Below are 23,599 nucleotides of genomic sequence, written 5' to 3'. Positions count from 1 at the left end.
CTGAACGTCCGATGTGAAAGGTCTGACTTATCAGATCAGACCTATGACTAGAGTAGTTCCGGCGCCACATGACGCCGAAAACCACTCTAGTTCAGCAGGAGAGCAGTGAGCCGCACACGACATCCAGTCTTGTGGACAGCGACCGTTGGCGCAATCGCGCTCGGCGTTGCTGCGCTGCTCTCGCTCATGCTGGGCATCGTGCGCCTCACGCCGGCAGAGACATTCCTTGCACTCTTCACACCGCAGCAGGCAGACATTCAGGCCGCAACCGTGGTGTGGTCGATCAGGCTCCCCCGCATCGTGGTCGCGGCGCTCGTTGGCGCGGCCCTCGCGGTCGTCGGCACGGTCATGCAGGCAATCCTGCGCAACCCCCTCGCCGAACCCGGCATCACCGGCGTCTCGGCAGGCGCCGCAGTCGGCGCGGTCGCTGGCATCACGCTGGGCTTCTCCGGCAATAACCAGTGGGGCGTGCCACTCGCAGCGTTCGCCGGTGCCGCGACGGTCGCCCTGATCCTGCTCGGCGTGCTCCGCAGCAGGCGCGATCTGGGCCCGGGCACCATCATCCTCGTCGGCGTATCCATCAGCGCACTCGCGGGGGCGCTCATTAACGTCCTCATCGCAAACGCGAAAGACGATTCACTCGTCCGCAGCGCCATGTTCTGGCTCTCCGGCGACCTCGAGCTTCGCAGCTGGGATCACGTACTCCTCTCGGTTGGCCCCATTCTGGTGGGGATCGCGATCCTCATGACCCGCCTGCGCGCTCTCGACGCGCTCGCACTCGGCGAAGAGATCGCGTCAACCTCGGGCGTGAACGTCACCCGCGAGCGCACGGTGCTCCTCCTCGTCGCTGCTCTGGTCACCGGAGCAGCCGTCGCAGTGAGCGGCATTATCAGCTTCGTTGGCCTCGTCGTGCCGCACTTCCTGCGACTGCTCGTCGGCGCTTCTCACGCACGCCTCCTTCCGCTCGCGGCCCTCGGTGGCGCGCTCTTCCTCATCCTCGCCGACACCATCGCTCGCACCGCGTTCGGCTCGGTCGTCGTGCAAACCGGAGTTGTCGCAGCCCTCGTTGGCGCGCCCGTCTTCCTGTCGCTCCTCCTCCGAAAGCGCCGCGCATGATCCCCGCGCCCGCAACACTTCTTCCCCTCGAACTCGGCGGCTTCGGGGCGATTCGGGGCAGCGTTGCCCTGAGCGACCCACTCACGCTTCGGCTCGAACCGGGCACGGTACTCGGCATTGTCGGGCCGAACGGGGTCGGCAAGTCCTCCCTGCTCGGCGCGATCGCGCAGTCAGGGGTCTCGAGCTACGGGTCAGCACGCTTCGGGAGTGAGGAACTCACTCGCGCAAAAGCGAAGCGGCGCTCGGAACTTGTCTCACTCATGGCGCAGGATCACGGCGCCCCGGGCGAACTCCGCGTGCGTGAGCTCGTCGGCGTCGGAGCCTGGGCCTCGCGTCGCAGTGATCACGCCGCCGCAGTGGATGCAGCGCTCGCGCGTGCGGGCATCAGCCACCTCGCCGATCGCCGCTACAGCGTGCTCTCCGGCGGACAGCGCCAGCTCGTGCAGCTCGCACGCGTCCTCGCGCAAAACACCCCCATTGTGGTGCTCGACGAGCCCACAAGCGCCCTCGACCTCGCCCACCAGCGCGCTGTCGAACAGATCATGCGTGGCCTCGGCAATCAGGGCCGCATCGTGATCGCCGCAATCCATGACCTCAGCATCGCGCTGAACACCTGCACGCGCGTGCTCCTGCTCGACCCGGGTGGATCGTCGCACACCGGTACTCCGCACGAGGTCCTCGGCCCCGAGCGCGTGTTTGCCGCATACGGCGTTCGCACGACGATCCACACCACCCCGCAGGGTCGCCGCATTCTCGCGGCGGACGACTGAAACCCGGGCGCCATCCGTGCGCTACCGCGAAAGGACCCCATGAACATCGCTCGATCCCTCACCGTTGCCGCGCTCACCGCGGCAACGCTGCTTGGCCTCTCCGGCTGCGCTCCGGCAGCTCCAGCTGCGCCGTCGACAGACGCAGCCCCGGCAGACACCGCAGTGGTGGGCTTCCCACGCACGATCGAGATCCCGGCGGGCCGAGCAGGCGAGGCCCACAGCATTACCGTCGAAAGCGAGCCGCAGGCCATCGCCGCACTCGATTACGAGAGCGCTGAGGTCATCGCAGAGCTCGGACTTGCCGACCGGCTGGTGCTGATCCCGGAGGCCGTGCTCAACCCAACGCTCGGCGGCCATGTCGAGGAGATGCAGGCTGTGCCGCAGACGTTCCCCGTCGCGATGAACCTCGATACCGAAACCGTCATCTCGACCGCTCCAGATCTCGTGGTGATGAGCCCGAGGCACGGCGCCGAAGACACGATCGGTTCCGTGCTTGAACAGGCAGGGCTGACAACGCTGCAGCTCCCGGAGACCTGGACGAGCACCGCGACGCTGTCACGGAACATCGACCTCATCGGTCAGACCACCGGCACCGAGACCGCCGCCACGGCGCTCATCGAGGAGATCGAGTCCGGACTGGGTGAGCACGCGGCTCCGAAGTCGGGCAGTGACAACGCCGACGCGCCGCGTGTCCTCGTACTCACGAACCAGGCCGGCCGACCGTTCGCAACCGCGGGCGGAGCGTTCCCGCTCGAGCTCCTCAACCTTGCCGGTGCTGTCAGCGTGAGTGACGAGATGGGGATGGAAGCCACGGGCCCGATTAGTGCCGAACAAATCGTCCAGGCGAACCCCGACGGCATCGTACTCGTCGACATGAACGGCACTGGGGATCGGATGTACGCGGACCTCCTCGCGAACCCTGCGGTCGCCACGGTTCCCGCAGCGGCCGACGACGCGCTCATGCGCGTTACGGGTCGCGATGTGCAGGCACTCGGCCTCGGCTCGACCGTGACCGGGCTCGAATCCTTCACTGCGTGGGTGGCGACACTCAAGTAACCCGGGAGCTGCCTGAGCGTGCGCCGTCCCGGAGGAGGCGCACGCTCGATACACTCAGTGCATGTCCTCCACACAGCTCGGTTCGCACAAGGTGCGCGAGGCTCATACGTTTCTCCGCTCCCGCATCAGTTCCGGCGAGTGGCCCATCGGCGAGCTCATCCCGAAAGAGCCAGAGCTTATGGATCTCATCGGGGTCGGTCGGTCGACCGTTCGCGAGGCAGTTCGCTCACTGACCACCCTGGGGATGCTCGAGCCCGTGCCAGGCGTCGGCACGTTTGTGCGCGCACGCACGCCGGTGAGCTCACTGCTCACCGAATTCCTCATCGAACAGGATCTCGAGGAGGTACTCATCTACCGCCGCTCGCTCGAGATCGAGGCTGCCCAGACCGCCGCGGTGAAGCGCAGCGATGAGCAGCTCGCGGCACTTCGACGGAGCTATGAACGCAGCCTCACCTTCGACGAGGCACCCGACGGTGCTGCGATGAACCCAGAAAACTGCGAGCGCTGCAACGACATCGCTCGGCCCGACTCATTCCACAGGCTCATCGTTGAGGCGAGCGGCAGCAAGCTCCTGCTCGACCTGTACTCTGGCGTGATGACGGTCCTTGGCCGCGCTGTCGCCAGCGGGGTGGTGTTCCTCGGGATCTCCTCGGACACCATGCACCTCGACCACGGGGCGCTACTCAAGGCAATCGAAGAGCGCGACGTGCGCGACGCCGCACACTCCATGGCGCTCCACGCCGACCGCGACCTCGGTGTGCACGCGGACATGCTGGATCTCAGCCCGAACACCGAGCGCGCCGAGAGCCTCATCGAGGCAGGGTACGACCCGCAGGGCCTCAGCGAGGTATAACCGCTGGGGCGTTGCCGAGTGGGGTGCTGTCGCACGCCGCGCCACTGCACATGCAATCGACGATAGCTATGCCAGATCTTGCGATCTACGGCATAGCTATCGTCGTTTTGAGATTGTCTGTCTGGCGGATGGGCACGGGCCGCCCATCGGCCTAGCGTGAATCGCGCAGACTCACCCGGCCACGCAGTTCGGTGACGCTGTCGACCCCGGTCAACTGCATGGTCCGCAGCGCCTCAGACCGCATGATCTCGAACATTCGGTCCACTCCGCGCTCTCCCCCGGCCATGAGCGCGTACAGGTACGCTCGCCCGACCATGCAGGCGTCTGCGCCCAGGCCGACCGCGGCGAGCACGTCCGCACCCGACAGGATGCCAGTGTCGAGGAAGATCTGTGCGCGACCATTCACGGCCTCGGCGACCTTCGGCAGCAACTCGAGCGGCGTTGGCGCGCGGTCGAGTTGGCGGCCACCATGGTTCGAGACCACGATCGCATCCACGCCGAGGTCGACCACGCGCTTCGCGTCTTCGACGGACTGGATGCCCTTAACGACGAGCGAGCCTTCCCACTCGTCGCGGAGCCACTGCAGGTCGTCGAGATTCAGGCTCGGGTCGAACATCTGCCCGACGAGCTCTGCGACCGTACCGTCGAACGACTTCAGGCTCGCGAACTCGATCGGCTCGGTGGTGAGGATGTTGGCCCACCAGTTCGGGTACATCGCGAAGTCGATGAACGTCTTCATGCTCAACGACGGCGGAATCGTCAGGCCGTTGCGCGTGTCGCGCAGCCGATTCCCTGCGACGGGGGTATCGACGGTCAACACGAGGGTGTCGTAGCCCGCGGCGCGCACCTGTTCGATGAGCTGGCGGGTCGCGTCGCGATCCTTCCACAGGTACAGCTGGAACCAATTGGTACCGCTCGGCACAGCGTCCTGCAGGTCCCCCGGGGCGGTGGTGCCCATCGTCGACAGCGTGTACGGGACGCCGGCGCGTGCCGCTGACCGTGCGACGGCGATCTCGCCCTCGTGCTGCATCATTCGCGTGAACCCGGTCGGCGCGAGAATGAGCGGGAAACTCGCCTCCTTGCCGAGAATCGTCGTACTCGTGCTGACGTCGGCGACGTCGTGCAGCACGCGAGGCTCGAACTCGACGCGCGAGAATGCTTCCCTGGCGCGCCAGATGCTCAGTTCGGCTTCCGCCGCACCGTGAACGTAGTAGAACACGGACTTCGGGGTGCGGCGGCGTGCGGCTTCAGCGAGATCTTTTACGGTGAGCGCACGCTGCAGCCTACGTTCCACCGGGTCAAACTCGGGCTTCTTGAATCCGAGGAGCGGCGAAAAGTCGCTCCACTTCGGGAGCTTCCGCTCGATCTTGCGTGTACCGAGTTCGCTACCGTTGGTGCTACTCACTTCGTGCTGCCACCCGTTCCGAGGTATGCCTGAATAATGCTGTCGTCTGCCAGAAGTTCCGCGGAGCGCCCCGATCGCACGATCGAGCCGTTCTGCAGGATGTGTCCCTCGTCCGCGGCTTGCAACGCGCGCCGCGCGTTCTGCTCAACGAGCACGACCGTGGTGCCACCGGCGCGGATCTCTTCAATCACGTTGAAGATCTCATCGACAATCTTCGGCGCGAGCCCCATCGAGGGTTCGTCCATGAAAATCACGCGGGGTTCGGCGAGCATCGCCCGGCCAATGGCGAGCATCTGCTGTTCACCACCTGAGAGCGACCCCGCCGGAAGCTGCCGCCGCTCGCCGAGCACAGGGAATCGGTCATAGATGCCATCGATCGCAGCTGCGGCTCCGCCGCGCAGCAGCCTCGCTCCGAGCTGCAGGTTCTCAGCGATCGTGAGTGTGCTGAGCACCTGGCGCCCCTCGGGAACCTGCACGAGGCCGCGCTTCACGAGCTTGTGCGCCCCCGTGCGGGTGATGTCGTCACCCTCAAACAGGATTTTACCGCCGGCTGGTTTCACGATGCCGGCGATCGCGTTGATGATCGAGGACTTGCCCGCGCCGTTTGCTCCGACAAGCGTGACGAGCGCGCCCTGGGGCACGTCAAAGGAGATGCCGCGTACAGCCTCAACCTTGCCGTAGCTGACCTTGAGGTCAGTCACGCGGAGAATTGGATCGGCCATGCTTAGCCCCTCCCATCGGTTGAAGCGGAGCCGGCAGCGCCGGCCTGCTCGGCGTCGTCGTCCTGCGCCGCGCCAAGGTACGCGTCGATGACACGCTCGTCGGCCTCGATCTCGGCCGGCGTTCCAGTTGCAAGCAGCTGCCCGAAGTTCAGCACCGCGATGTGGTCGCAGGTGCCGAGCACCATGCCAACGTTGTGTTCAATAAAGACGATCGTCAGGCCGTCGTTCGCGAGCGAACGAATGAGCTCGGAGAGCTGCTCGGCTTCGACGTGGTTCATGCCAGCTGCCGGCTCATCAAGGATGAGTAGCGAGGGATCAGCTGCGAGGGCGCGAGCGATCTCCAGTCGGCGCTGGTCGCCGTATGAGAGCCCCTTCGCTTCGACGTTTGCCTTGTCGATGAGCCCTACGCGGTTCAGGCAGCGAGCAGCCTGCGCGAGCGCGGCCTGCTCGTCCCGACGCGCGGACGGCAGCCAGAGTAGGCGCCGAAGGAACGTCGGTTTCGCCACGAGGTGGGTGCCAATGAGTACGTTCTCGAGCGCGGTCAGCCGGTTGAACAGCTTGGAATGCTGGAAGGTGCGGGTGACGCCGGCCGCCGCGATACGGTGCACGGGGGTGCTGCCGATGTCGACGCCAAGCACGGTTGCCGAGCCGCTCGAGGGCGGGATCAGCCCGCTGATCATGTTCACCAGCGTGGTCTTGCCTGCACCGTTCGGGCCGATGAGCCCGACAACGTCGCCGCTGCGGATCGTGAGATCGACGCCCTGTACCGCGTGCACGCCCCCATATTCCTTGGCGAGTGCGTTGAGTTCAACGACGACCTCACCCTTGGCGGGGTGTGACCGCATCGACGCTGGGGCCACGTTGGCACCGTCCGCGGCGAGGCCGAGCGCGTCAATGTCGATCTTCTGCTTGCGGCGCGGAACGAGGCTCGCGATGCCGCCGGGGAGATAGAGGATCACGATGAGCAGCAGCAGCCCGGAGATGAAGGGCCGCAGCCAGCCGGCTTCGATCCCGACCGCGCGCTGGATCTCCGGCAGCATGGTCTGGAACCCGCTGCCCAAAATGGGGCCGAAGAAGTTGGTGGAGCCGCCAACGACGGCGGTCACGAGACCGTCAATCGCGGTCGAGAAGCTGAAGTCCTCGGGTGCAATGATCCGCATGAAGTAGGCCCACAGCACGCCGTACAGGCCGGCGATTGCGCCTGCCGAGACGAATGCGGTGAGGCGGTGCCGTCCGACATCGATGCCGATCGAGCGCGCGGCGAGCTCGTCCTCGCGGATCGCTTCGAGCGCGCGGCCGTAGCGCGAGCGACCCTGGCGCCAGAACCAGTAGGCGACGACTGCGAGGAGCACCCAGGCAAGCTCGGGGCCGACGACCTTTGGAACGGACATGCCCTGCGCGCCGCCGGTCCACGACTGATTGAGGATGAAGATACGAATGCCCTCGGCGAAACCGAGTGTCGCGATCGCGAGGAAGACGCCGCGGAGCCGCATCGTGGGCAATCCGAGGATGACTGCGGCAAGCGAGCCAACGACCATGCCGATCACGATCGCAATGATGAGTGTCGGGATGGGGCCCCAGCTTGCAGGGGTCGGGGCGAGAGTCGCTGCGACGAACGCCGCGATGCCGGCGAAGCCTGCCTGGCCGAGGCTGAGCTGGCCTGCAACCAGAACTGCGTAGAACGAGTACGCAAAGATGCCGTTGAGGGCGATGAAGACGAGAACGGATTCGGTAAACATGGGTTAGACCTCACGCACCTTCCGCTTGCCGAAGATGCCCTGTGGCATGAGGAGCAGAATGACGAAGAGCAGCGCGAACGCGATGAAGTCACGCCAGCTCGAGCCGATGTATTGGATCGCGAACACCTCCGCGATTCCGAGCACCAGCCCGCCAACGAGCGCGCCGGGGAGCGACCCCATGCCGCCGACGATGATCACGGCGAGGCCCTTGAGCTCGATCGAGGTGCCCATGCTGAGCTGTGCGCTGTTCACATTGAGCGCGAAGAGCACGCCCGCGACCGCGCCGAGTGCCGAGGAAATCGAAAAGGTCATTGCCGTGACGCGGTCGACGTTGATGCCGAGCACACGTGCGGCGGTCGGGTTCTCGGCCACGGCGCGCATCGAACGGCCGAGCGAGGAACGCTTGACGAGCACGTTCAGCGCGATCACGAGCCCGATGCAGATCACGACAATCGCGAGCTGCACGTACGTCGCACTGGCGCCGAAGATCTCAACCTTGCCCTCGGGCGCGGTGCCCTCGGGGAAGCGTCTCGTCTGCGGCCCGAAGAAGGCCTGCAACACGGCGACAATCATGCCTGCCATCGCGATGGAGGCGATAAGGCCCGCGAAGTGCGCATCGGGCCGGTTCTTCAGCGGGCGGAACGCCACCCGCTCAATCACGAGGCCGAGCACCGCGCCAAAGAGGAACACGAGAACGAGGATCACCCAGATCGACAGCTCAAAGGCTTCGGCGAGGCCGATGCCCACGAAGGCTGACGCTGCGAACACGGCGGGGTGCGCCAGGTTCAAGCGGTCAAGAATGCCGAACACCAGGGTAAATCCGATGGCGAACAGCGCATAGATCGAGCCTATAAATAGGCCATTAAGCAATTGCTGCATGGGTGATCCTCGTTCAGGGGTAATGCGGGGTTAGCGCAGAACGGCGAACTTGCCGTCCTTCACGATCTGCACGACGGCGGGGTGCTCGGCGTCACGGTCCGCGTTGATGCTCACGGCACCGAGCGGAGTTGCGACGTCCTTGAGACCGGCGACCGACTCGCGCAGATCGCTACGCTCAGCCGAGCAATCGCTGCGGACTGCGTCGTTGATGAGGTAGAGCGCGGAGTATGCCTGTGCTGCGAACTGGTCGGGCTGCTTGCCGAACTTCTCTTCGTAGGCTGCGAGGAATGCCTGGTTCTCGGGGTTGTCCGAAGCCGAGTTCCACGCTGCACCAACGACAACACCTTCCGCTGCCGCACCGGCGTCAGCCATGAGCTTCGGGTTGTTGAAGCCGTTACCGCCGACGATCGGCTGCTCGATGCCGAGCTCGCGCGCCTGCGTCACCAGCGGGATAGCTGCTTCGATGAGTGCCGACACCACGATCGCGTCCGGGTTCATGTCCTTCGCGGCCGTGAGCAGCGGGCGGAAGTCAGTGTCTGCCTTCGAGAACGTGAGCGTGTCGAGCACCTCAACGTCGGTGCCATCAAGCGTCTCGGCCATGACCTCGTAGCCCGACTCGGTGAACGCGTCGTCGTTGGAGTACATCACGACGACCTTCTTAAGGTCGAACTCGTCGATGACGGCGTCGACGGTCTGCGGGATGACCTGCGCTTCAGTGAGCGAGTCACGGAAGACGTACTCGCCAATGTCGGTGATGCCACCGGCAGTGGTCGAGATGCCCATGACCGGCATGCTCGCCTCGTTAGCGATCGGCATTGCTGCGACCGCGGTGTTCGAGAGCGTCGGTCCGAGCACGATGCTCGTGCCGTCACCGACGAAGGTCTCCATGACGCTAATGCCCTGACGTGGCTCCGAGGCGTCATCTTCGATGTTCAGCTCGTAGGTGACACCGTCCTGTTCGTTGAGCTCTGCGAGCGCAAGCTCGAGGCCCTCCTGCTGGGACAGCCCGTAGCTGCCTGCCGCACCAGTGAGGCTGAGCGCAGCGCCCACCTTGACCGGGCTGTCAATGACGCAGCTGTCACCTGAGCCGGTGCCGACGAGCCCGCCAGCTTCCCCGCCGGACTCACCGCCCCCACCTGTGCTGCTGCATCCAACGAGTAGCAGGGCCGATGCTGATACAACGGCGGCAGCGCGAAGCTTCATCTTCATTGAGTTCTCCAAGCGGTTCTGGGCACGCTAAAGCGCGGACGAATTGACATATGTATCGCACCACGGTGGCACAGCGATAGGAATTATTCAAAGACTCGCCGGAGCGATTCGTGATATGTGCTCAAATCGAAACATACGCAGCCTAGAGGGCAGCAGACAACTCGCCTCATGCGGCGCGCTTCACGCCCACTGCGTGCTGTTCCGACTCACTATCGAGCAGCTGCGGCGGGTGCACTCGATCGAGACGGAGCTCACGATTCGAGACCGCTCGTGCCACTGCTGCATCGCGCGTCAGGACGAGCAGGGCCGCCCCGCTCGTGGCGCGGATACGACCACACAGCTCGATGAACGCCGCCGTATCCCCGTGCTGGTCGTGCGCATCCCAGATCAGCACCCGCGGATCGTGCGCGAGCGCCCGCGCTAGGGCGAGCCGGTGAGCGGGGCCTGGTGCGAGATCACAGACACGCTGCAGCTGGATGTCGGCGCTGAGTCCGACCAGCCGCAGCAGTGCGGCGACGCGCGCGCCGACAGCCGTGGGCGCGGCGGCCGGACGCGACCGGCGCACCGCCCGCCTGAGCTGCGTGCGCACGGTGTGCGTTTCGACGGCTGAGCGGTGCGGATCGTAGGTGACAAGCTGGATCGCGCGCCGCTGCTCGGACGTGCGCATAGCCGCTCGTGGCGCCTGCGCCTCCCCCGCGATCAGCAGCTCGCCACTGATCCGCAACGCTGAGCTGGGTCGCAGTCCGCCGACCAACGCTCGGGCAAGCATGCTTTTTCCGCTGCCTGGCGGCCCGGTGATCGCGAGCGCCTCTCCGGCTTCGACGCTCAGCGTCAACGGCGATGCGGCCGGCGCTCCGTCAGCGAGCAGTACCGAATACTCGCGCAGCTCCAGGTGCGGCCGGTCGTGCCCTCGCTGCAGCGCCCTACGCTGGGCAGCCGAGACGGTCGGCTGGCGGCGACCGGCGGCATACCGAGAAGCAGGCCGCTCCGACGATCCGCCGATGCCGAGCGGCGCAGTCATCGTCCGCTCCGGATAGAAGGTCTCGACGATTTGGCCGCTCTCGAGCACCGAAATCTCGTCAGCGAAGCGCTGCGCCAGTGCCAGATCACGGGTCAGCACCACGACAGTAGCGCGGGTCGTTCGGCGCATACCGGCGAGCGCTTCGAGCACCTCCGCCGTGCCAGCAGCATCGAGACCACCCAGCGGCTCGTCGAGGACCACCAGCCGAGCGGGCTGCACGGCTGCGGGCCGCGCAAGCGCTTGCGCCATTGCGAGGCGGCGGCGCAACGCAGGAAGCAGGGTGGCCGGGTCGCGGTCAAGGATGCGCGCGTCGTTGATACCGACCCGCGCGAGCGCGGCGACGAGCGTGAGTTCGTCGCTCACCGCACCGGGAAATCGGCCAATGAGCGCGGTTCGCAGAGCCTCGCCGACGGTTCGGGCAGCGAGCAGATCAGCTTCGGTCGACTCACCGCACCATGCCACGGCGGCCGCTGCTACTGCGCCCCCTGAGGTCGGAGCGAGCGGGTCAACCTCACCGATCCGCACGCGGCCGGCAGTGTGGCGCAACCCGGGGGCAAGCACCCCTCTGAGCACGTCGCCGAGCACGGTCTTGCCCGACCCCGGTCCCCCAACAATGGCTCGCACCCGCCCGGACTCGGCACTCCCCGACAGGTGCTGCAGCACCGGGCGACGCGCACCGCTGTCAGTCTCGACCGTGAGTCGTTCACACGTAAACATGGCTCTCCCCGCCGGCGCAGCCGCTGCGCCCATGCTCGCCGATCGCACGCTGGAGTTGCACGCCAGCTCGATTCATCTGATGATTGGTATAGGCGAGATCGTAGCATCATTCTTAGGTAAACCTCAGTCACATCTGATGTGATCTTCTGGCGGGCCTCCCCGCACGCCGCCGCACGCACATACAAAGGCCCCACCACTCATGACCGAAACGATGGAGATCCCCCGAGTTCCCCTCGGATTCCTCCTCACCACGCTTGACTACGACGTGAGTGCATCAACCGACTGGCACGAACACGCACACGCACAGCACGAGCTGCTCTGGTCAGAGGGCGGAATTGTCACGCTCGAGGCAGGCGGTCGGGTGTGGGCAATTCCGCCAGCCCTGGGGGTGTGGATCCCCGCGAACGTGCCCCATCGCGCAGCCACAGTGGGCGCGGCACAGGTGCGCGCGACGTACCTCAGCCACGACGCGGGTGTCGCCGACGCAATGCCCGATGCGGTCACGGGAGTGGCCCTGAGCGACGCGCTCCGCGCGCTGCTTCTGCACAACCATCAGGCGGCGATTGGGGAGGCGGCACGCCTGCGTCTCCAGCACGTCATCCTCGACCTGCTCGCGCCAGCCCCACACACCTCGTTCGAGCTCAGCATGCCAGCGAGCCCACACCTCCGCGCCATCGCCGAGGCGGTGCTCACGAACCCCGCCGACAAGCGCACGACCGCTGACTGGGCGCAGCTCCACGGCATGCACCAGCGCACCCTCGCGCGGCAATTCGAGGCGGAGACCGGCGTGACGTTCACTCAGTGGCGGATCCATGCGCGACTCCAGCTCGCAATCCGCGAGCTCGCGAACGGAGCAGCTGTCGTGTCCATTTCCCGACGGCTCGGCTATCGCAACCCGTCGACCTTTATCGAGCACTTTCGCGCACTCACTGGCCAGACACCTACGGAGTACACGCGGGCCGACTCCCACTCAGCCGCGGCCTAAAAGTACCAAAACCGGCACAAGTTGTCACCAAACCGGGACGGCCGATCACTACCGTTAGTTAGGTTGCCCTTACCAACATCGGATGAGGCCGTCTCGGCCCCCGAAGCACCATCACTCACCAGGAGTCCCATGTCTGTCATGTCGTCTGCCCGCACCCCCGGCAGGGTCGCACTCTCCCTCGCCGCCGCGGCCACCGCGCTCGCTCTCACCGCCTGCGCAGCGCCCGCGAGCAACTCCGAGGACACCGACGCGACCCGCGTCTACGAGAACGAGTTCGGCACCGTCGAACTCCCCGAGACAGTCGAGCGGATCGTATCCGTCGATTTCTACACCCCCGCGGCCCTGCTCGACGTCGGCGTCACCCCCGTCGGCGTCGTGAACAGTTACTTCACCGACACCGAGGGCCTCGCAATTCCGCTGAGCTACAGCGAGCCCATCCGCGAGTCCGACGCGCAGTCAATCGGCGAGTACTACGAGCTCAACCTCGAAGCCATCGTGCAGGCGAAGCCCGACCTTGTCGTGGCTACCCAGGATTTCTTGCCCCTCGATGACCCCATGCGCGAGGAGATTGAAAAGATCGCACCGATCGTCACGTTCAACGCCCGCGATGGTGAAGCCTGGCGCACGCGCTCCGTCGAGCTTGCAAAGATTCTCGGCAAGGAAGACCTCGTGCAGCCGCTTGAGCAGAAGTACAACGAGCGCCGCGACGAGATCAAGGCCAAGTACCAGGATCTCCTCTCGGACAACATCATTACCCTCTTTGCGCCGATGGAGACCGAGTGGGGCACCTACTCCGACAAGCACTTCATGACCCCGATCCTCCGCGACCTCGGCGCGAATTTCAGGGAGCAGCAGGATGACGAGGTGAACCCCGACGGCTTCCCCGAGTGGTTCTCGTACGAGGAACTGAACCGCCTCTCGAACGCGGACATCGTGTTCACCCTCATGAACACCCCGGACGAGCAGCTCGCGACCCTCGAGAAGAACACCCTCTGGAACAACCTGCCCGCCGTGAAGAACGGCATGGTGTTCGAGTACATCAACCTCGGCCCGACCGGCTCTTTCGGCTGGGCGATGCAGAACCTCGACGACCTTGACGAGCGCCTCGGTGAGGTCCAGGCGAAGCTCGACGCGCAGTCGTGACCCAGGAACTCTTTGTCGCGGAGGTGACGCGCACCACCCGGCTGACGCCGGGTATGGTGCGCGTCACCTTCGGCGGCGCCGATCTTGCCGCGTTCACGACGACCGGCATTGGCGACGAATTCGTTCGAGTACGGTTCCCTGACGCTTCCGGCCACCTCAGACTGCCGACACTCGACGAGGCTGGGGTGTGGCACGAACCGGAGGGCGACGACTCGCACATCGAGCCGTACACGATCCGCCACCACGACCGCGCAGCCGGCGAGGTCACCCTCGACTTCGTGGTGCACGGACACGGCAAGGCAGGGGCTTGGGCGAGCGCGGCAGCTCCGGGCGACCGTGTCGCCTTCAACGCGCCCCGCGGGCTGTACCAGCCGCCAACCGGCGCACAGACACAGCTCTTCGTCACAGACGCGACTGGTATTCCGGCGCTCGCGCGGCTGGCCGAGCAGCTCCCGGATGGCGTCCAGGCCGTGGCAGCGATCGAGGTTGCCGAAGCCTCTCACCGGCTCGACATCGGCGGCGAGCGCATGCAGGTGGAGTGGATCGTGGGCCGCGGCAACGGCGTGGGTCCGAGCGCAATTACCGAAGCGCTGCGGGCGATGCCGATCTCCGCGGAATGCTACGTCTGGGTTGCCGGTGAGGCTGGGGCCCTGCGCGATGCGCGACGGTACCTTCGCCACGAACGCGGGCTCACCCCCGACCGCTACGACGTGATCGGGTACTGGCGCGACCGGCAGGAAGAGTGGCTCGAACACTATGAGGCGCTCGGCACGGATACGCTCACTGCGCTCGCCGCGATCTGGGAGTCGAGCGACGATCACGAGCAGAACCGCGACCGCTACGAGTCGCGACTTGCAGAGCTCGGGCTGTGACCGCACCGGGCCAGACGCGCCCCACCACCCTGGCAGCCAGGCGGGTGCTGTTCCTCGGTATCGCACTCGTTCTCGTAGCTGCGACGCTGCTGCTGAGCCTCTGGGTTGGGGTGCGGACGATCGAGCTCGACGTGCTGTGGCGCGTACTGTGGCACCCGGATGGGAGCGAGGAGGCGTACATCGTGACCGAGCTGCGTGCCCCGCGCGCGGTTCTCGCGATGCTGCTTGGCGCGGCGCTCGGTGTTGCCGGTGCGCTCATCCAGGCGCTGACGCGCAATCCGCTCGCCGACACCGGCATTCTCGGTGTCGGCGCGGGCAGCAGCTTCGCGGTCGTCGTCGGTATCGCGTTCTTCGGGGTGACGAGCCTCTCGCAGTACCTCTGGCTGAGCTTCGCCGGCGCGATCGTCGTGACGGTTCTCGTCTACGCGCTCGGCTCGATTGGGTCACTCGGCGCGACACCAGTGCGGCTCACGCTCGTGGGCGTCGCGCTCGGGGCGCTCCTCGGTGGCTTCTCGTCGGCGATCACCATGCTCAACCCCAACGCGTTTGACGACCTCCTGCGGTGGAGCGCGGGCTCGCTCGCTGGCCGCGGTTGGGGCACGCTTGAGCAGATTTGGATCCCGATCGCTCTCGGTCTCGCCCTCGCGCTCATCGCGGGCCGCCCGCTCAACGCGATCGCGCTCGGTGACGACGTCGCCAAGTCGCTCGGCGCCGGCGTGGTTCGCACGCGGGTGCTCGTGATCGTAGCGGTGACGCTGCTCGCGGGCGCAGCGGCAGCGGCAGCGGGGCCCATCGGCTTCGTCGGGCTCATGGTGCCCCACGTTGTCCGCTGGTTCACCGGGCCGGATCAGCGGTGGATCATCCCGTTTTCGGCAGTTGGTGCTGCCCTCCTGTTGCTGGCATCTGACGTCGTGGGGCGGGTGGTGCTCGCGCCGAAGGAACTTGAGGTTGGCATCGTGACGGCCTTCATCGGCGCCCCTGTCCTCATCGCGCTCGCACGGCGCAGAAATGTGAGCGCACTGTGACCGCCACTCCCTCCGTCGACTTCGGTTATCCGACGCTGTCTTCGCAACGGCCGCGGCTCTCCTGGCACGTGTCCCGTCGCTCCGTGCTCGTCGTCGCGATCCTCAGCGCACTCACGATCGCTGCGATACTGCTGTCGATCGCAACGGGCACGTATACGCTGTCTCTGCGCGACGTCCTCGCAGGGCTTGCCGGAACCGCGGACGAGGGAACCGTGCTCGTCGTGCGTGAGTGGCGACTGCCACGCGCACTCCTCGCTGCGCTGTTCGGCGCCGCACTCGGCATGAGCGGTGCCGTCTTCCAGTCACTCACACGCAACCCGCTCGGTTCCCCCGACATCATCGGCTTCGCCTCGGGTTCGTACACGGGCGCGCTCATCGTCATGCTCGTCACGGGTGGCGGATACTTCGCGGTTGCCGCTGGCGCGCTCGGCGGCGGTATCATCACCGCATTCATCGTCTTCGCGCTTGCATACCGTCGCGGGGTGCAGGGCTTCCGACTCATCATCGTCGGTATCGGCGTCTCGGCGATGCTCGCTGCGTTCAACACGTTCCTGATGCTGAAATCGACGGAGAGCGAGCAACTCACTGCTGCGGTGTGGGGCAGCGGTTCGTTGAACGGCCTGACGGTCGCGACACTCGGCCCGGCACTCATCGTATTCGCGGTCTTGCTCGTGCCGACGTTGCTCCTCTCCCCCGCGCTGCGTGTGCTTGAGCTCGGCGATGACGCGGCCGGTTCCCTCGGTTCGCGTCCGAACGCGGTCCGTCTCGCAGCAATCGTGTTGGGGGTCGCACTGGTTGCCCTCGTCACTGCGTCTGCAGGCCCCATCGCGTTCATTGCACTCGTCGCACCGCAGATCGCACGCCGGCTCACGCGCGCGGCGGGCGTCGGCATCATCGCGGCGGGTGCGACGGGCGCGCTACTCCTCGTGGTGAGCGATTTCATCGGGCAGCGACTGTTCGCGCCGATGCAGCTCCCGGTCGGCATCATCACCGTGTCCGTTGGCGGCCTCTACTTCGTATGGCTGCTCGTCCGCGAAACCAGGCGCCGATAATGACTCCACAAGAAAGACAACGCATGGCCGCTCAGTTCCTCTCTCCCGACACCCGTTTGCGCGCGCAGAATGTCACGCTCGGCTATGACGAGCGGGTGATCTCCGAGCATCTTGATGTGCGCATCCCAGACGATTCATTCACGGTCATTGTCGGGCCGAACGCCTGCGGAAAGTCGACGCTGCTGCGCGCCCTCGCGCGTCTCCTGAAGCCGGCCGCCGGCACGGTTGTGCTCGACGGAAAGTCGATTCACGAGCGCAAAGCGAAGGCGTTCGCTCGCGAGGTCGGGTTGCTCCCGCAGACCTCACTCGCGCCCGACGGTATCGTCGTCGCCGACCTGGTGTCGCGAGGCCGCTACCCACACCAGGGCATCGTCCGACAGTGGTCACACGGAGACGCCCGCGCGGTCGCGGACGCGCTCGATGCCACGAACACGACCGAGCTCTCAACCAGGCTCGTGGACGAACTCTCAGGAGGCCAGCGGCAGCGGGTGTGGGTCGCGATGGCGCTCGCGCAGGAGACGCCGCTGCTGCTGCTCGACGAGCCGACAACGTTCCTCGACATTGCGCATCAGATTGGCCTGCTCGAGCTGTTTCGGTCACTGCACGCGAGTGGCAGGACGCTCGTCGCCGTGCTCCACGACCTGAACCACGCCGCGCGTTACGCGACGCACATCATCGCGATGAAGGACGGGCGAGTTGTCGCCGAGGGGCCGCCGCGCGACATCATCACCCCTGCGCTCGTGCGCGAGGTCTTCGATCTTGAGTGCGTCGTGATCGCCGATCCGGTGACGGGCAGTCCGTTGGTCGTGCCGCTCGGCACGTCGACGGGCGCTTCCCAGCCCCGGGCCCCGCTCTCCCGACCCGAATAATCCTCTGCGAGGCTTATTCGGCCTTGGAAAGGGCCGGGAGGGAAAAAACGGGGCGGTGTAGATGGTTGGGGAGGGGCAGACGGCCTGAGTGGCGGCGCAGCGGCTCGCTTGCGCGGCACGGCTGACGGCACCGCGCTGCACGGCCCCGGTGCCAGCACGTCCTCCACCCCGTTCGTCCCCGAGTTGTTGAGTCTGAGCCTTTTGCCGGGTGTAGAAGGCTCAGAATCAATAACTGGGGAAGGAGAGGCGCTGTTCGCGCGCAATAGTGGCACAAACTGATGGGGCCTCGGGCTGCTGCTCCGCAGCCTTGCCGTGAGTCAGCGACGCGAACCGCGCGGGAGTCCCGGGAGCCAGCGCCCGCCAGGCGGGGCAAGCCGATGCATGGACAGGGGCAGCTGCCAGCCCGCGCGGGCAGCCGGCACAGTGAGAGCCTGGGGCCCAGCTAGCTCAGGCGCGTGCGCGGGGCGATGTTGTAGGTGTCCTCGGGGTCTCGGTTCACGACGTCACCGAGCGCTGTATCAATCGCGGCGAGCATGTCAGCATCGAGCGTCATTCCGGACGCCTTCACGGTGTCGGCGAGCTGCTCAGGCCGGGAGGCACCGACGAGTGCTGCGGACACATTCGGGTTCTGCAGCACCCATGCGATCGCGAGCTGCGCCATGGTGATTCCAGCCTCGTCCGCAATGGGTCGCAGCCGTTGCACCGCGGTGAGCAGATCGTCGCGCATGAACGATTCGATGAAGCGCGAGCCGCTGTGCGGGTCTGTGGCGCGCGACCCCTCCGGTCGCGGCTGCCCCGGCAGGTACTTGCCGGTGAGCACGCCCTGCGCCATCGGCGACCACACGATCTGCGAGATCCCGAGATCCGCAGACGTCGGGACCACTTTCTCTTCGATCACTCGCCACAGCATCGAATACTGGGGCTGGTTCGATACGAGCTGGACGCCGAGTTGACGGGCGAGCTCGTGCCCTTCCTGCAGCTGCTCGGCGGTCCACTCAGAGACGCCGATGTACAGCGCTTTGCCCTGCCGAACTACGTCTGCGAACGCCTGGAACGTCTCTTCGAGTGGGGTCTCGTAGTCGAAACGGTGGGCCTGGTAGAGGTCGACGTAGTCGGTGCCGAGGCGGCGCAACGAGCCGTGAATCGACTCGAAGATGTGTTTCCGGCTGAGCCCAGTGTCGTTCGGGCCCTTCGCTGCAACCGGGAAATAGCACTTCGTGAAGATTTCGAGCCCCTCGCGGCGCTGCCCGGCGAGGGCGTTCCCGAGCACGACCTCAGCCGCCTGGTTGGCGTACGAGTCCGCGGTGTCGAACGAGGTGATGCCAGCATCAAGCGCTGCATGCACCGTCTTCACCGCGGCCTCGTCGCCCACCTGCGAGGCGTGCGTCACCCAGTTGCCGTAGGTGATCTCCGAGACCTTCAGACCACTGTTTCCGAGATAGCGATAGTTGACCATGGCCCCACGCTAACCCGATTGTGCTCCGTACGGGCTCCTAATTCAGGAAGATATCGGGGAAGAGCCGGTCGTCGGGAGTTCCAGGAACGGCCGCATAGCCCGAGAAGTCGGTGATGCCGTCCGCGGCGAGCACGTCCTCGACGATAAGCGTCTGTCCGGAGTAGGACGCAGCAGGCTTGGTGAGCACCGAGTATGCCGCGTCAGCGTAGACCGCTGGTGTGCGACTCGCAGCCATGACTTTGTCTCCGCCGAGCAGGTTCTGCACTGCCGCAGTCGCAATTGTCGTCGCTGGCCAGAGCGTGTTCGCGGCGACTCCGGCCTCCGCGAATTCAGCGGCGAGCCCGAGTGTCGCCATCGTCATGCCGTATTTAGCGAGCGTATAGCCGGTGTGCGCACCCAGCCACTTGGGCGTGATGTTCAGGGGCGGTGAAAGCGAGAGGATGTGCGGGTTCTCGGCGTTCTTCAGCGCCGGGATCGCCGCGCGCGAAAGCATGAACGTGCCACGCACATTCACGTCTTGCATGAGGTCGTACTTCTTCGGGTCGAGCGCGCTAGAGGGCGACAGGTCGATCACGCTCGCGTTGTTCACCACAATGTCGATACCGCCGAACTCTGCGATGGTCTGCTCGATGGCCCGGGTGATGTCCTCATCGCTGCGCACATCACCGACGATGGCGAGTGCCTGCCCGCCGGCCGCGCGAATCTCCTCCGCAGCGGTGTGGATCGTGCCTTCGAGCTTCGGGTGCGGGGTATCGGTCTTCGCGAGCATCGCAATGTTCGCGCCGTCGGCCGCCGCGCGCAGTGCAATCGCGAGGCCGATGCCGCGACTGCCGCCCGACATCAGGATGGTCTTCCCGGCAAGGTTCATAGCTACTCCTTCGTAATATGCGGTGCCCACGGGGCAACAGCGTGCCCTCAGCTAATCAGATACCCGAGGGAGGCTGCAACGTTTTGTATTTCTTTGCGCATCCTTGCCAAACGGGGCGCCGATACCGCATGCGATTTGCACTATCTCATGCGGTATACCGGCGAGATCCCGATTCCTTCAGCGCCCGTTCGCGTGACCGAGCCGCCACCCAGCGGCTTGACTCTTCTCGGTCCAATACCGGGCGTAAGCGCCGTCCAACGCGAGGAGTTCCTCGTGAGTGCCCTGTTCGGCGATCCCACCTTGGCCGTTGAGCATCACAATGTGGTCGGCACCTCGGATCGTCTGCAGCCGGTGCGCAACGACGACGAGCGTGCGACCTTCCCTGATCTCGTCGATCGCGGCAGAAATCGCCTGTTCGTTGCCAATATCGAGCGCCGCTGTTGCCTCGTCGAGCAGCACGATTGGGGAGCCTTTGAGCAGGGCTCGCGCAATGGACACGCGCTGCCGTTCACCCCCTGAGAGGTTGCTGCCGCCCTCGCCAACCTGCGCGTCCCACCCGCCGGGCATCCGGGCGACAATCTCGTCGACCCTGGCCCGACGGCCCGCAGCCTGCACCGATTCAGGGGATGCAGTCGGGTCACCGAGCGCGATGTTTTCGAGAATCGTCCCGCCAAAAAGGTACACGTCCTGGAACACGGGTGACACCGCCCGGGTGATGCCAGCACTACCAATCTCCGGGAGCGGGCATCCTCCCAGCAGCACGGTGCCGTGCTCGGGGTCGTAAAACCTGGCGATGAGCTTAGTGATCGTCGTCTTCCCGGAGCCCGACGGCCCGACGATCGCGGTCATCGCGCCGGGCGGCGCCGTGAAACTCAGGCCGTCGAGCACCGGGGTGTCGCCGTAGCCGAAGGTCACGTTCTCAAACGTGATCCCGAAGTCGCAGGGCTGTGCGGGCGTCGCTGGCTCAGCCAGCGTCGGCTCAGCGAGCAGCCCTTCGATGTACCCGAGCGTATTCCCGGCCATCTGCATTCCGCCGCCGAGGGCCCCCGAGTTCGTGATGGGCTCGCTGAAGCGGACCACGAGCACCACGAGCGGCAGCAGCACCGCGACACTCAACGATCCCCCGAGCACGAGCCAGGTCCCGACCGCAAGCACCGCGGCGATGAGCACGCGCACCGCCGTGCCGAAGAGCGCGATGCCGGCGCCGCCTGTGAGATGCATTGTCCGCTTCGCGGCGTGCTGGTGACGCAGCGCGTCGTCGACGAGCTTCGTCGAGATCGAGTTGTCCCCCGCAGCGCGCAGCGCTGGCTGCACGAGACCGAACTCGATCACGCGCGCCGACGATTCCGCGGCCGCTGCCACCTCGACTTCGTCGGCGCTTCGGGTTCGTGCGCCGATCCACCGGTACAGCCCCCAGATGAGGGGGACGCCGATCGCCATCGTCGCGCCTATGCGCCAGTCGATGACGAGCACACCGACAAGCACGGTCGCGGGTGTCACGAACGCGCTAATGATCGCCCGCAGCAGCGCATAGGGCGCTGCAGCGACGAATGTCACCCCGCGCGTCGTGATGTTCGCGAGCTCCCCTGCCCGGTCGTGCGCGAACCACCCGAGCGGCAGCTCGACGACCCGATTACCAATGAGCTGAAGCTGTGCTTCGATGAGTTCGACAGCGGAGCGCTGCCCGTAGGCGCTCCCGATGAGAAACACGACGGCGTACACGGTTCCGGCGGCCACAAGCACGAGTAACCACCGAATGCTCGCTGCGCTGTCTCCCGCGAACAGCGCACCGAGCAGCGGTACGAGCAGCAGAAACACGGCCCCCTGCAGCACCGCTCCGGCGACGAGCCAGCCGAGCAGCGCGCGGAGGGTTCGGCTCGTTGCCTCATCGGAGAGGGCAAGAAGGCGTCTGATCATGTGCGGGGTCCTGTCTGTGAGGGGGCGAGGGGTCGGCTATCCGAAGCCGCGGTGGTTGCACCGCGGGCGCGCTGGTAGCTCTGCCACATCCCGGCGTACACGCCCCCAGCGGCGGTGAGCTCAGCGTGCGTTCCGCGCTCGACAATCGCGCCAGCCTCGAGCACGAGAATCTGGTCGGCCGCGGTGATCGTGTGGAGCCGGTGCGCGATCACCAGGAGTGTGCGCTCGCGTGCCAGCTCGGAGAGCGCGGTCTGGATCGCCGCCTCCGAATCAGGGTCTGCGAAGGCGGTCGCCTCGTCGAGCACGAGGATGGGGGCATCCGTCAGCAGCGCTCGTGCGATGGTGAGCCGCTGCGCCTCGCCGCCAGATAGGTGCGCGTCTTCGCCGATGACGGAGTCGTAGCCGCGCGGGAGCTCGAGCACGCGCTCGTGGATCTGCGCGGCGCGTGCGGCCGCCGTGACCTGTTCCGGTGTCGCCTCCGGCCTGGTGAGCCGAATGTTGTCGCGGATCGTGGTGCGCAGCAGATACGCGTCCTGGAACACGAATCCGACGGCGCCGTACAGCCCATCACCGCCGAGCTCGCGCACGTCGCGCTCCCCGATCCGCACGGCGCCGCCAGTGACGTCGTAGAAGCGGGGAACGAGTCGCGCGAGCGTGGACTTGCCCGATCCCGAAGCGCCGACAAGCGCGGTCACGGTGCCTGGGAGGCACGATGCGGTGACGTCCCGCAGCACGTCGCGCTCCCCGTCGTAGCTGAATCGCACTCGGTCAAACGCCGCACCAGTCCCGGTAGGTTCCGCCGGGTGCTCTGGCTGCGGCATCGGAGGGCTCGCGAAGAACTCGCGGAGGCTGTCGCGGGCTTGGAAGGCCGCGCGAAGAAACTGGGTGGAGAACCCCAGCTGCATGAGCGGTGCCGTGAGCCCCACCCCGAGCAGCAGCGCCGGCAGTACGTCGAGTGGGGCGATCGTCCCGGCAGCGGCGAGGAGCACACCCGGAGTCGCGATGAGCAGCAGCGACACCACCGGCGAGGTGAGCAGTTCGACGAGCGCCGCCCAAAACGCCGAGTCGCGCATCCAGCCGCCGTAGCGCGTCGCGTACTGCTGCGACTCGTCGGTGAATCGCTGGTGGCTGCGGCCGGCGAGGCCGAACGACTTCACGACGGTGATACCGTGCACGTATTCGATCGTCGCGGCACTCAACCGTTCGACGGCCTGCTCGTAGTGCACCCGCTGCTCGTCTGCGCCGCGGTTCATCATCGCGAACACCCAGGCGGTGAGCACGATGGGGACGAGCGCGAAGAGCGCCATGCGCCACTCGACGACGAAGAGATAGGCGAGCGTGATCACCGGCACCGCGACCGCCGTGATCACATCTTGGATGGCATGCGCGATGAGTTGGTGGATCGCATTCACATCGTTGTCGACCGCCTTCTTGATCGCCCCGGTAGAGCGCCCGTCGAACCACCCGAGCGGCTGCGTGCGGAGGTGCCGCACGATGCGGCCGCGCAGGTCGAGCTGCAGGTCATTGTCGGCCAGGTGGCTCACGAGGCCCGAGGCGCCAGCACTCACGAAGCTCAGCACGAGCGCACCAACGATGACGAGGATGGCACTCCAGGCGCGTGTCGGGTCGACAGGCAGCCCAGCGAGCGCCGGCCAGAGCGCACGCGCGAGCTCGATCATGCCGATGAAGGGCACCACGCTCGCAACCGCACCGACGAGGCTCAGCGTCACGATGATCCAGATCTTGCCGCGCACTGCAGCAAACAGGCTCAGCGGCTTCCGGGAGTCGGGTGGCGGGTGGTTCGACATGTTCTGCTTCTCTCGTTCTCGGTGACTACTTCAGCTTGCGCAGCCAAGTTAGGTTGCCCTAAGTTAGGTGTGATGAATCTAGAACCGCGTTCTAGTATGCCATTCTTCCGGCCGTTT

The 23,599-nt window shown here is 66.0% G+C and carries 20 protein-coding genes; 10 read left to right on the top strand and 10 right to left on the bottom strand.

Features of this window, described 5'->3' with window-relative positions; all coding sequences use genetic code 11:
• Positions 1 to 105 precede the first annotated feature (105 nt).
• From AUL38_RS05930 to AUL38_RS05915, 4 genes are all read left to right on the top strand, one after another.
• Complete coding sequence (locus tag AUL38_RS05930) at positions 106 to 1,116, top strand: iron ABC transporter permease (RefSeq protein WP_059060055.1); 1,011 nt, start codon at positions 106 to 108, stop codon at positions 1,114 to 1,116.
• Positions 1,113 to 1,886: an ABC transporter ATP-binding protein gene (locus AUL38_RS05925; protein WP_059060053.1), complete on the top strand. Its 774-nt coding sequence runs from the start codon at positions 1,113 to 1,115 to the stop codon at positions 1,884 to 1,886. The genes AUL38_RS05930 and AUL38_RS05925 overlap by 4 nt, the downstream gene beginning before the upstream one ends.
• 39 nt (positions 1,887 to 1,925) lie before the next feature.
• Positions 1,926 to 2,942, top strand: coding sequence for an ABC transporter substrate-binding protein (locus AUL38_RS05920; RefSeq protein WP_059060052.1), 1,017 nt, complete (start codon positions 1,926 to 1,928; stop codon positions 2,940 to 2,942).
• A gap of 61 nt (positions 2,943 to 3,003) precedes the next feature.
• On the top strand, positions 3,004 to 3,795 hold the full coding sequence (locus AUL38_RS05915; RefSeq protein WP_059060049.1) for a FadR/GntR family transcriptional regulator: 792 nt from the start codon (positions 3,004 to 3,006) through the stop codon (positions 3,793 to 3,795).
• A 151-nt stretch (positions 3,796 to 3,946) separates the two neighbouring features.
• Here the strand turns inward: AUL38_RS05915 and AUL38_RS05910 are convergent, their stop codons facing one another.
• The 6 genes from AUL38_RS05910 to AUL38_RS05885 all read right to left on the bottom strand — a co-directional run bounded on the left by AUL38_RS05910 (position 3,947) and on the right by AUL38_RS05885 (position 11,487).
• Positions 3,947 to 5,200 (bottom strand): alpha-hydroxy acid oxidase, encoded by a 1,254-nt coding sequence (locus tag AUL38_RS05910; protein ID WP_235590623.1) that lies wholly within the window; start codon positions 5,198 to 5,200, stop codon positions 3,947 to 3,949.
• Positions 5,197 to 5,922 carry an ABC transporter ATP-binding protein gene (locus AUL38_RS05905; protein ID WP_059060047.1) on the bottom strand — a complete coding sequence of 242 codons (726 nt, stop codon included), beginning with the start codon at positions 5,920 to 5,922 and terminating at the stop codon, positions 5,197 to 5,199. The genes AUL38_RS05910 and AUL38_RS05905 overlap by 4 nt, the downstream gene beginning before the upstream one ends.
• 2 nt (positions 5,923 to 5,924) lie before the next feature.
• A complete protein-coding gene (locus tag AUL38_RS05900) occupies positions 5,925 to 7,661 on the bottom strand; it encodes an ATP-binding cassette domain-containing protein (protein ID WP_059060045.1) in 1,737 nt (578 codons plus the stop codon).
• Positions 7,662 to 7,664: 3 nt separating this feature from the next.
• Positions 7,665 to 8,540 carry a branched-chain amino acid ABC transporter permease gene (locus AUL38_RS05895; protein WP_059060043.1) on the bottom strand — a complete coding sequence of 292 codons (876 nt, stop codon included), beginning with the start codon at positions 8,538 to 8,540 and terminating at the stop codon, positions 7,665 to 7,667.
• Positions 8,541 to 8,570: 30 nt separating this feature from the next.
• Positions 8,571 to 9,749 (bottom strand): ABC transporter substrate-binding protein, encoded by a 1,179-nt coding sequence (locus AUL38_RS05890; protein WP_059060041.1) that lies wholly within the window; start codon positions 9,747 to 9,749, stop codon positions 8,571 to 8,573.
• A 166-nt stretch (positions 9,750 to 9,915) separates the two neighbouring features.
• Positions 9,916 to 11,487, bottom strand: a complete 1,572-nt coding sequence (locus AUL38_RS05885) for an ATP-binding cassette domain-containing protein (protein WP_059060039.1) — start codon at positions 11,485 to 11,487, stop codon at positions 9,916 to 9,918.
• A 199-nt stretch (positions 11,488 to 11,686) separates the two neighbouring features.
• On the opposite strand from AUL38_RS05885, the gene AUL38_RS05880 reads away from it, so the two are divergent.
• From AUL38_RS05880 to AUL38_RS05860, 6 genes are all read left to right on the top strand, one after another.
• Positions 11,687 to 12,472 (top strand): AraC family transcriptional regulator, encoded by a 786-nt coding sequence (locus AUL38_RS05880; protein WP_059060038.1) that lies wholly within the window; start codon positions 11,687 to 11,689, stop codon positions 12,470 to 12,472.
• A gap of 129 nt (positions 12,473 to 12,601) precedes the next feature.
• The gene (locus AUL38_RS05875) at positions 12,602 to 13,615 is read left to right on the top strand and encodes an ABC transporter substrate-binding protein (protein WP_153006487.1); all 1,014 of its coding nucleotides are present in this window, start codon (positions 12,602 to 12,604) and stop codon (positions 13,613 to 13,615) included.
• The gene (locus AUL38_RS16795; RefSeq protein ID WP_201023694.1) at positions 13,612 to 14,487 is read left to right on the top strand and encodes a siderophore-interacting protein; all 876 of its coding nucleotides are present in this window, start codon (positions 13,612 to 13,614) and stop codon (positions 14,485 to 14,487) included. Before AUL38_RS05875 ends, AUL38_RS16795 begins: the two co-directional genes overlap by 4 nt.
• Complete coding sequence (locus AUL38_RS05870) at positions 14,484 to 15,512, top strand: iron ABC transporter permease (protein ID WP_083506641.1); 1,029 nt, start codon at positions 14,484 to 14,486, stop codon at positions 15,510 to 15,512. Before AUL38_RS16795 ends, AUL38_RS05870 begins: the two co-directional genes overlap by 4 nt.
• Positions 15,509 to 16,564: an iron chelate uptake ABC transporter family permease subunit gene (locus AUL38_RS05865; RefSeq protein ID WP_059060036.1), complete on the top strand. Its 1,056-nt coding sequence runs from the start codon at positions 15,509 to 15,511 to the stop codon at positions 16,562 to 16,564. Before AUL38_RS05870 ends, AUL38_RS05865 begins: the two co-directional genes overlap by 4 nt.
• Before the next feature lie 23 nt (positions 16,565 to 16,587).
• On the top strand, positions 16,588 to 17,433 hold the full coding sequence (locus tag AUL38_RS05860; protein WP_201023693.1) for an ABC transporter ATP-binding protein: 846 nt from the start codon (positions 16,588 to 16,590) through the stop codon (positions 17,431 to 17,433).
• A gap of 442 nt (positions 17,434 to 17,875) precedes the next feature.
• Here the strand turns inward: AUL38_RS05860 and AUL38_RS05855 are convergent, their stop codons facing one another.
• The 4 genes from AUL38_RS05855 to AUL38_RS05840 all read right to left on the bottom strand — a co-directional run bounded on the left by AUL38_RS05855 (position 17,876) and on the right by AUL38_RS05840 (position 23,482).
• Positions 17,876 to 18,889, bottom strand: coding sequence for an aldo/keto reductase family protein (locus AUL38_RS05855; RefSeq protein ID WP_059060032.1), 1,014 nt, complete (start codon positions 18,887 to 18,889; stop codon positions 17,876 to 17,878).
• Positions 18,890 to 18,926: 37 nt separating this feature from the next.
• Positions 18,927 to 19,757 (bottom strand): NAD(P)-dependent oxidoreductase, encoded by an 831-nt coding sequence (locus tag AUL38_RS05850; protein ID WP_059060030.1) that lies wholly within the window; start codon positions 19,755 to 19,757, stop codon positions 18,927 to 18,929.
• A gap of 177 nt (positions 19,758 to 19,934) precedes the next feature.
• A complete protein-coding gene (locus AUL38_RS05845) occupies positions 19,935 to 21,674 on the bottom strand; it encodes an ABC transporter ATP-binding protein (RefSeq protein WP_059060028.1) in 1,740 nt (579 codons plus the stop codon).
• On the bottom strand, positions 21,671 to 23,482 hold the full coding sequence (locus AUL38_RS05840; protein ID WP_059060026.1) for an ABC transporter ATP-binding protein: 1,812 nt from the start codon (positions 23,480 to 23,482) through the stop codon (positions 21,671 to 21,673). Before AUL38_RS05840 ends, AUL38_RS05845 begins: the two co-directional genes overlap by 4 nt.
• Positions 23,483 to 23,599: the final 117 nt, after the last annotated feature.

It is taken from the genome of Leucobacter sp. G161, assembly GCF_001482305.1.
Lineage (GTDB): Bacteria > Actinomycetota > Actinomycetes > Actinomycetales > Microbacteriaceae > Leucobacter.
Note: the sequence above shows the minus strand (reverse complement) of the source record. Positions and strands in the feature narration are given on the sequence as shown.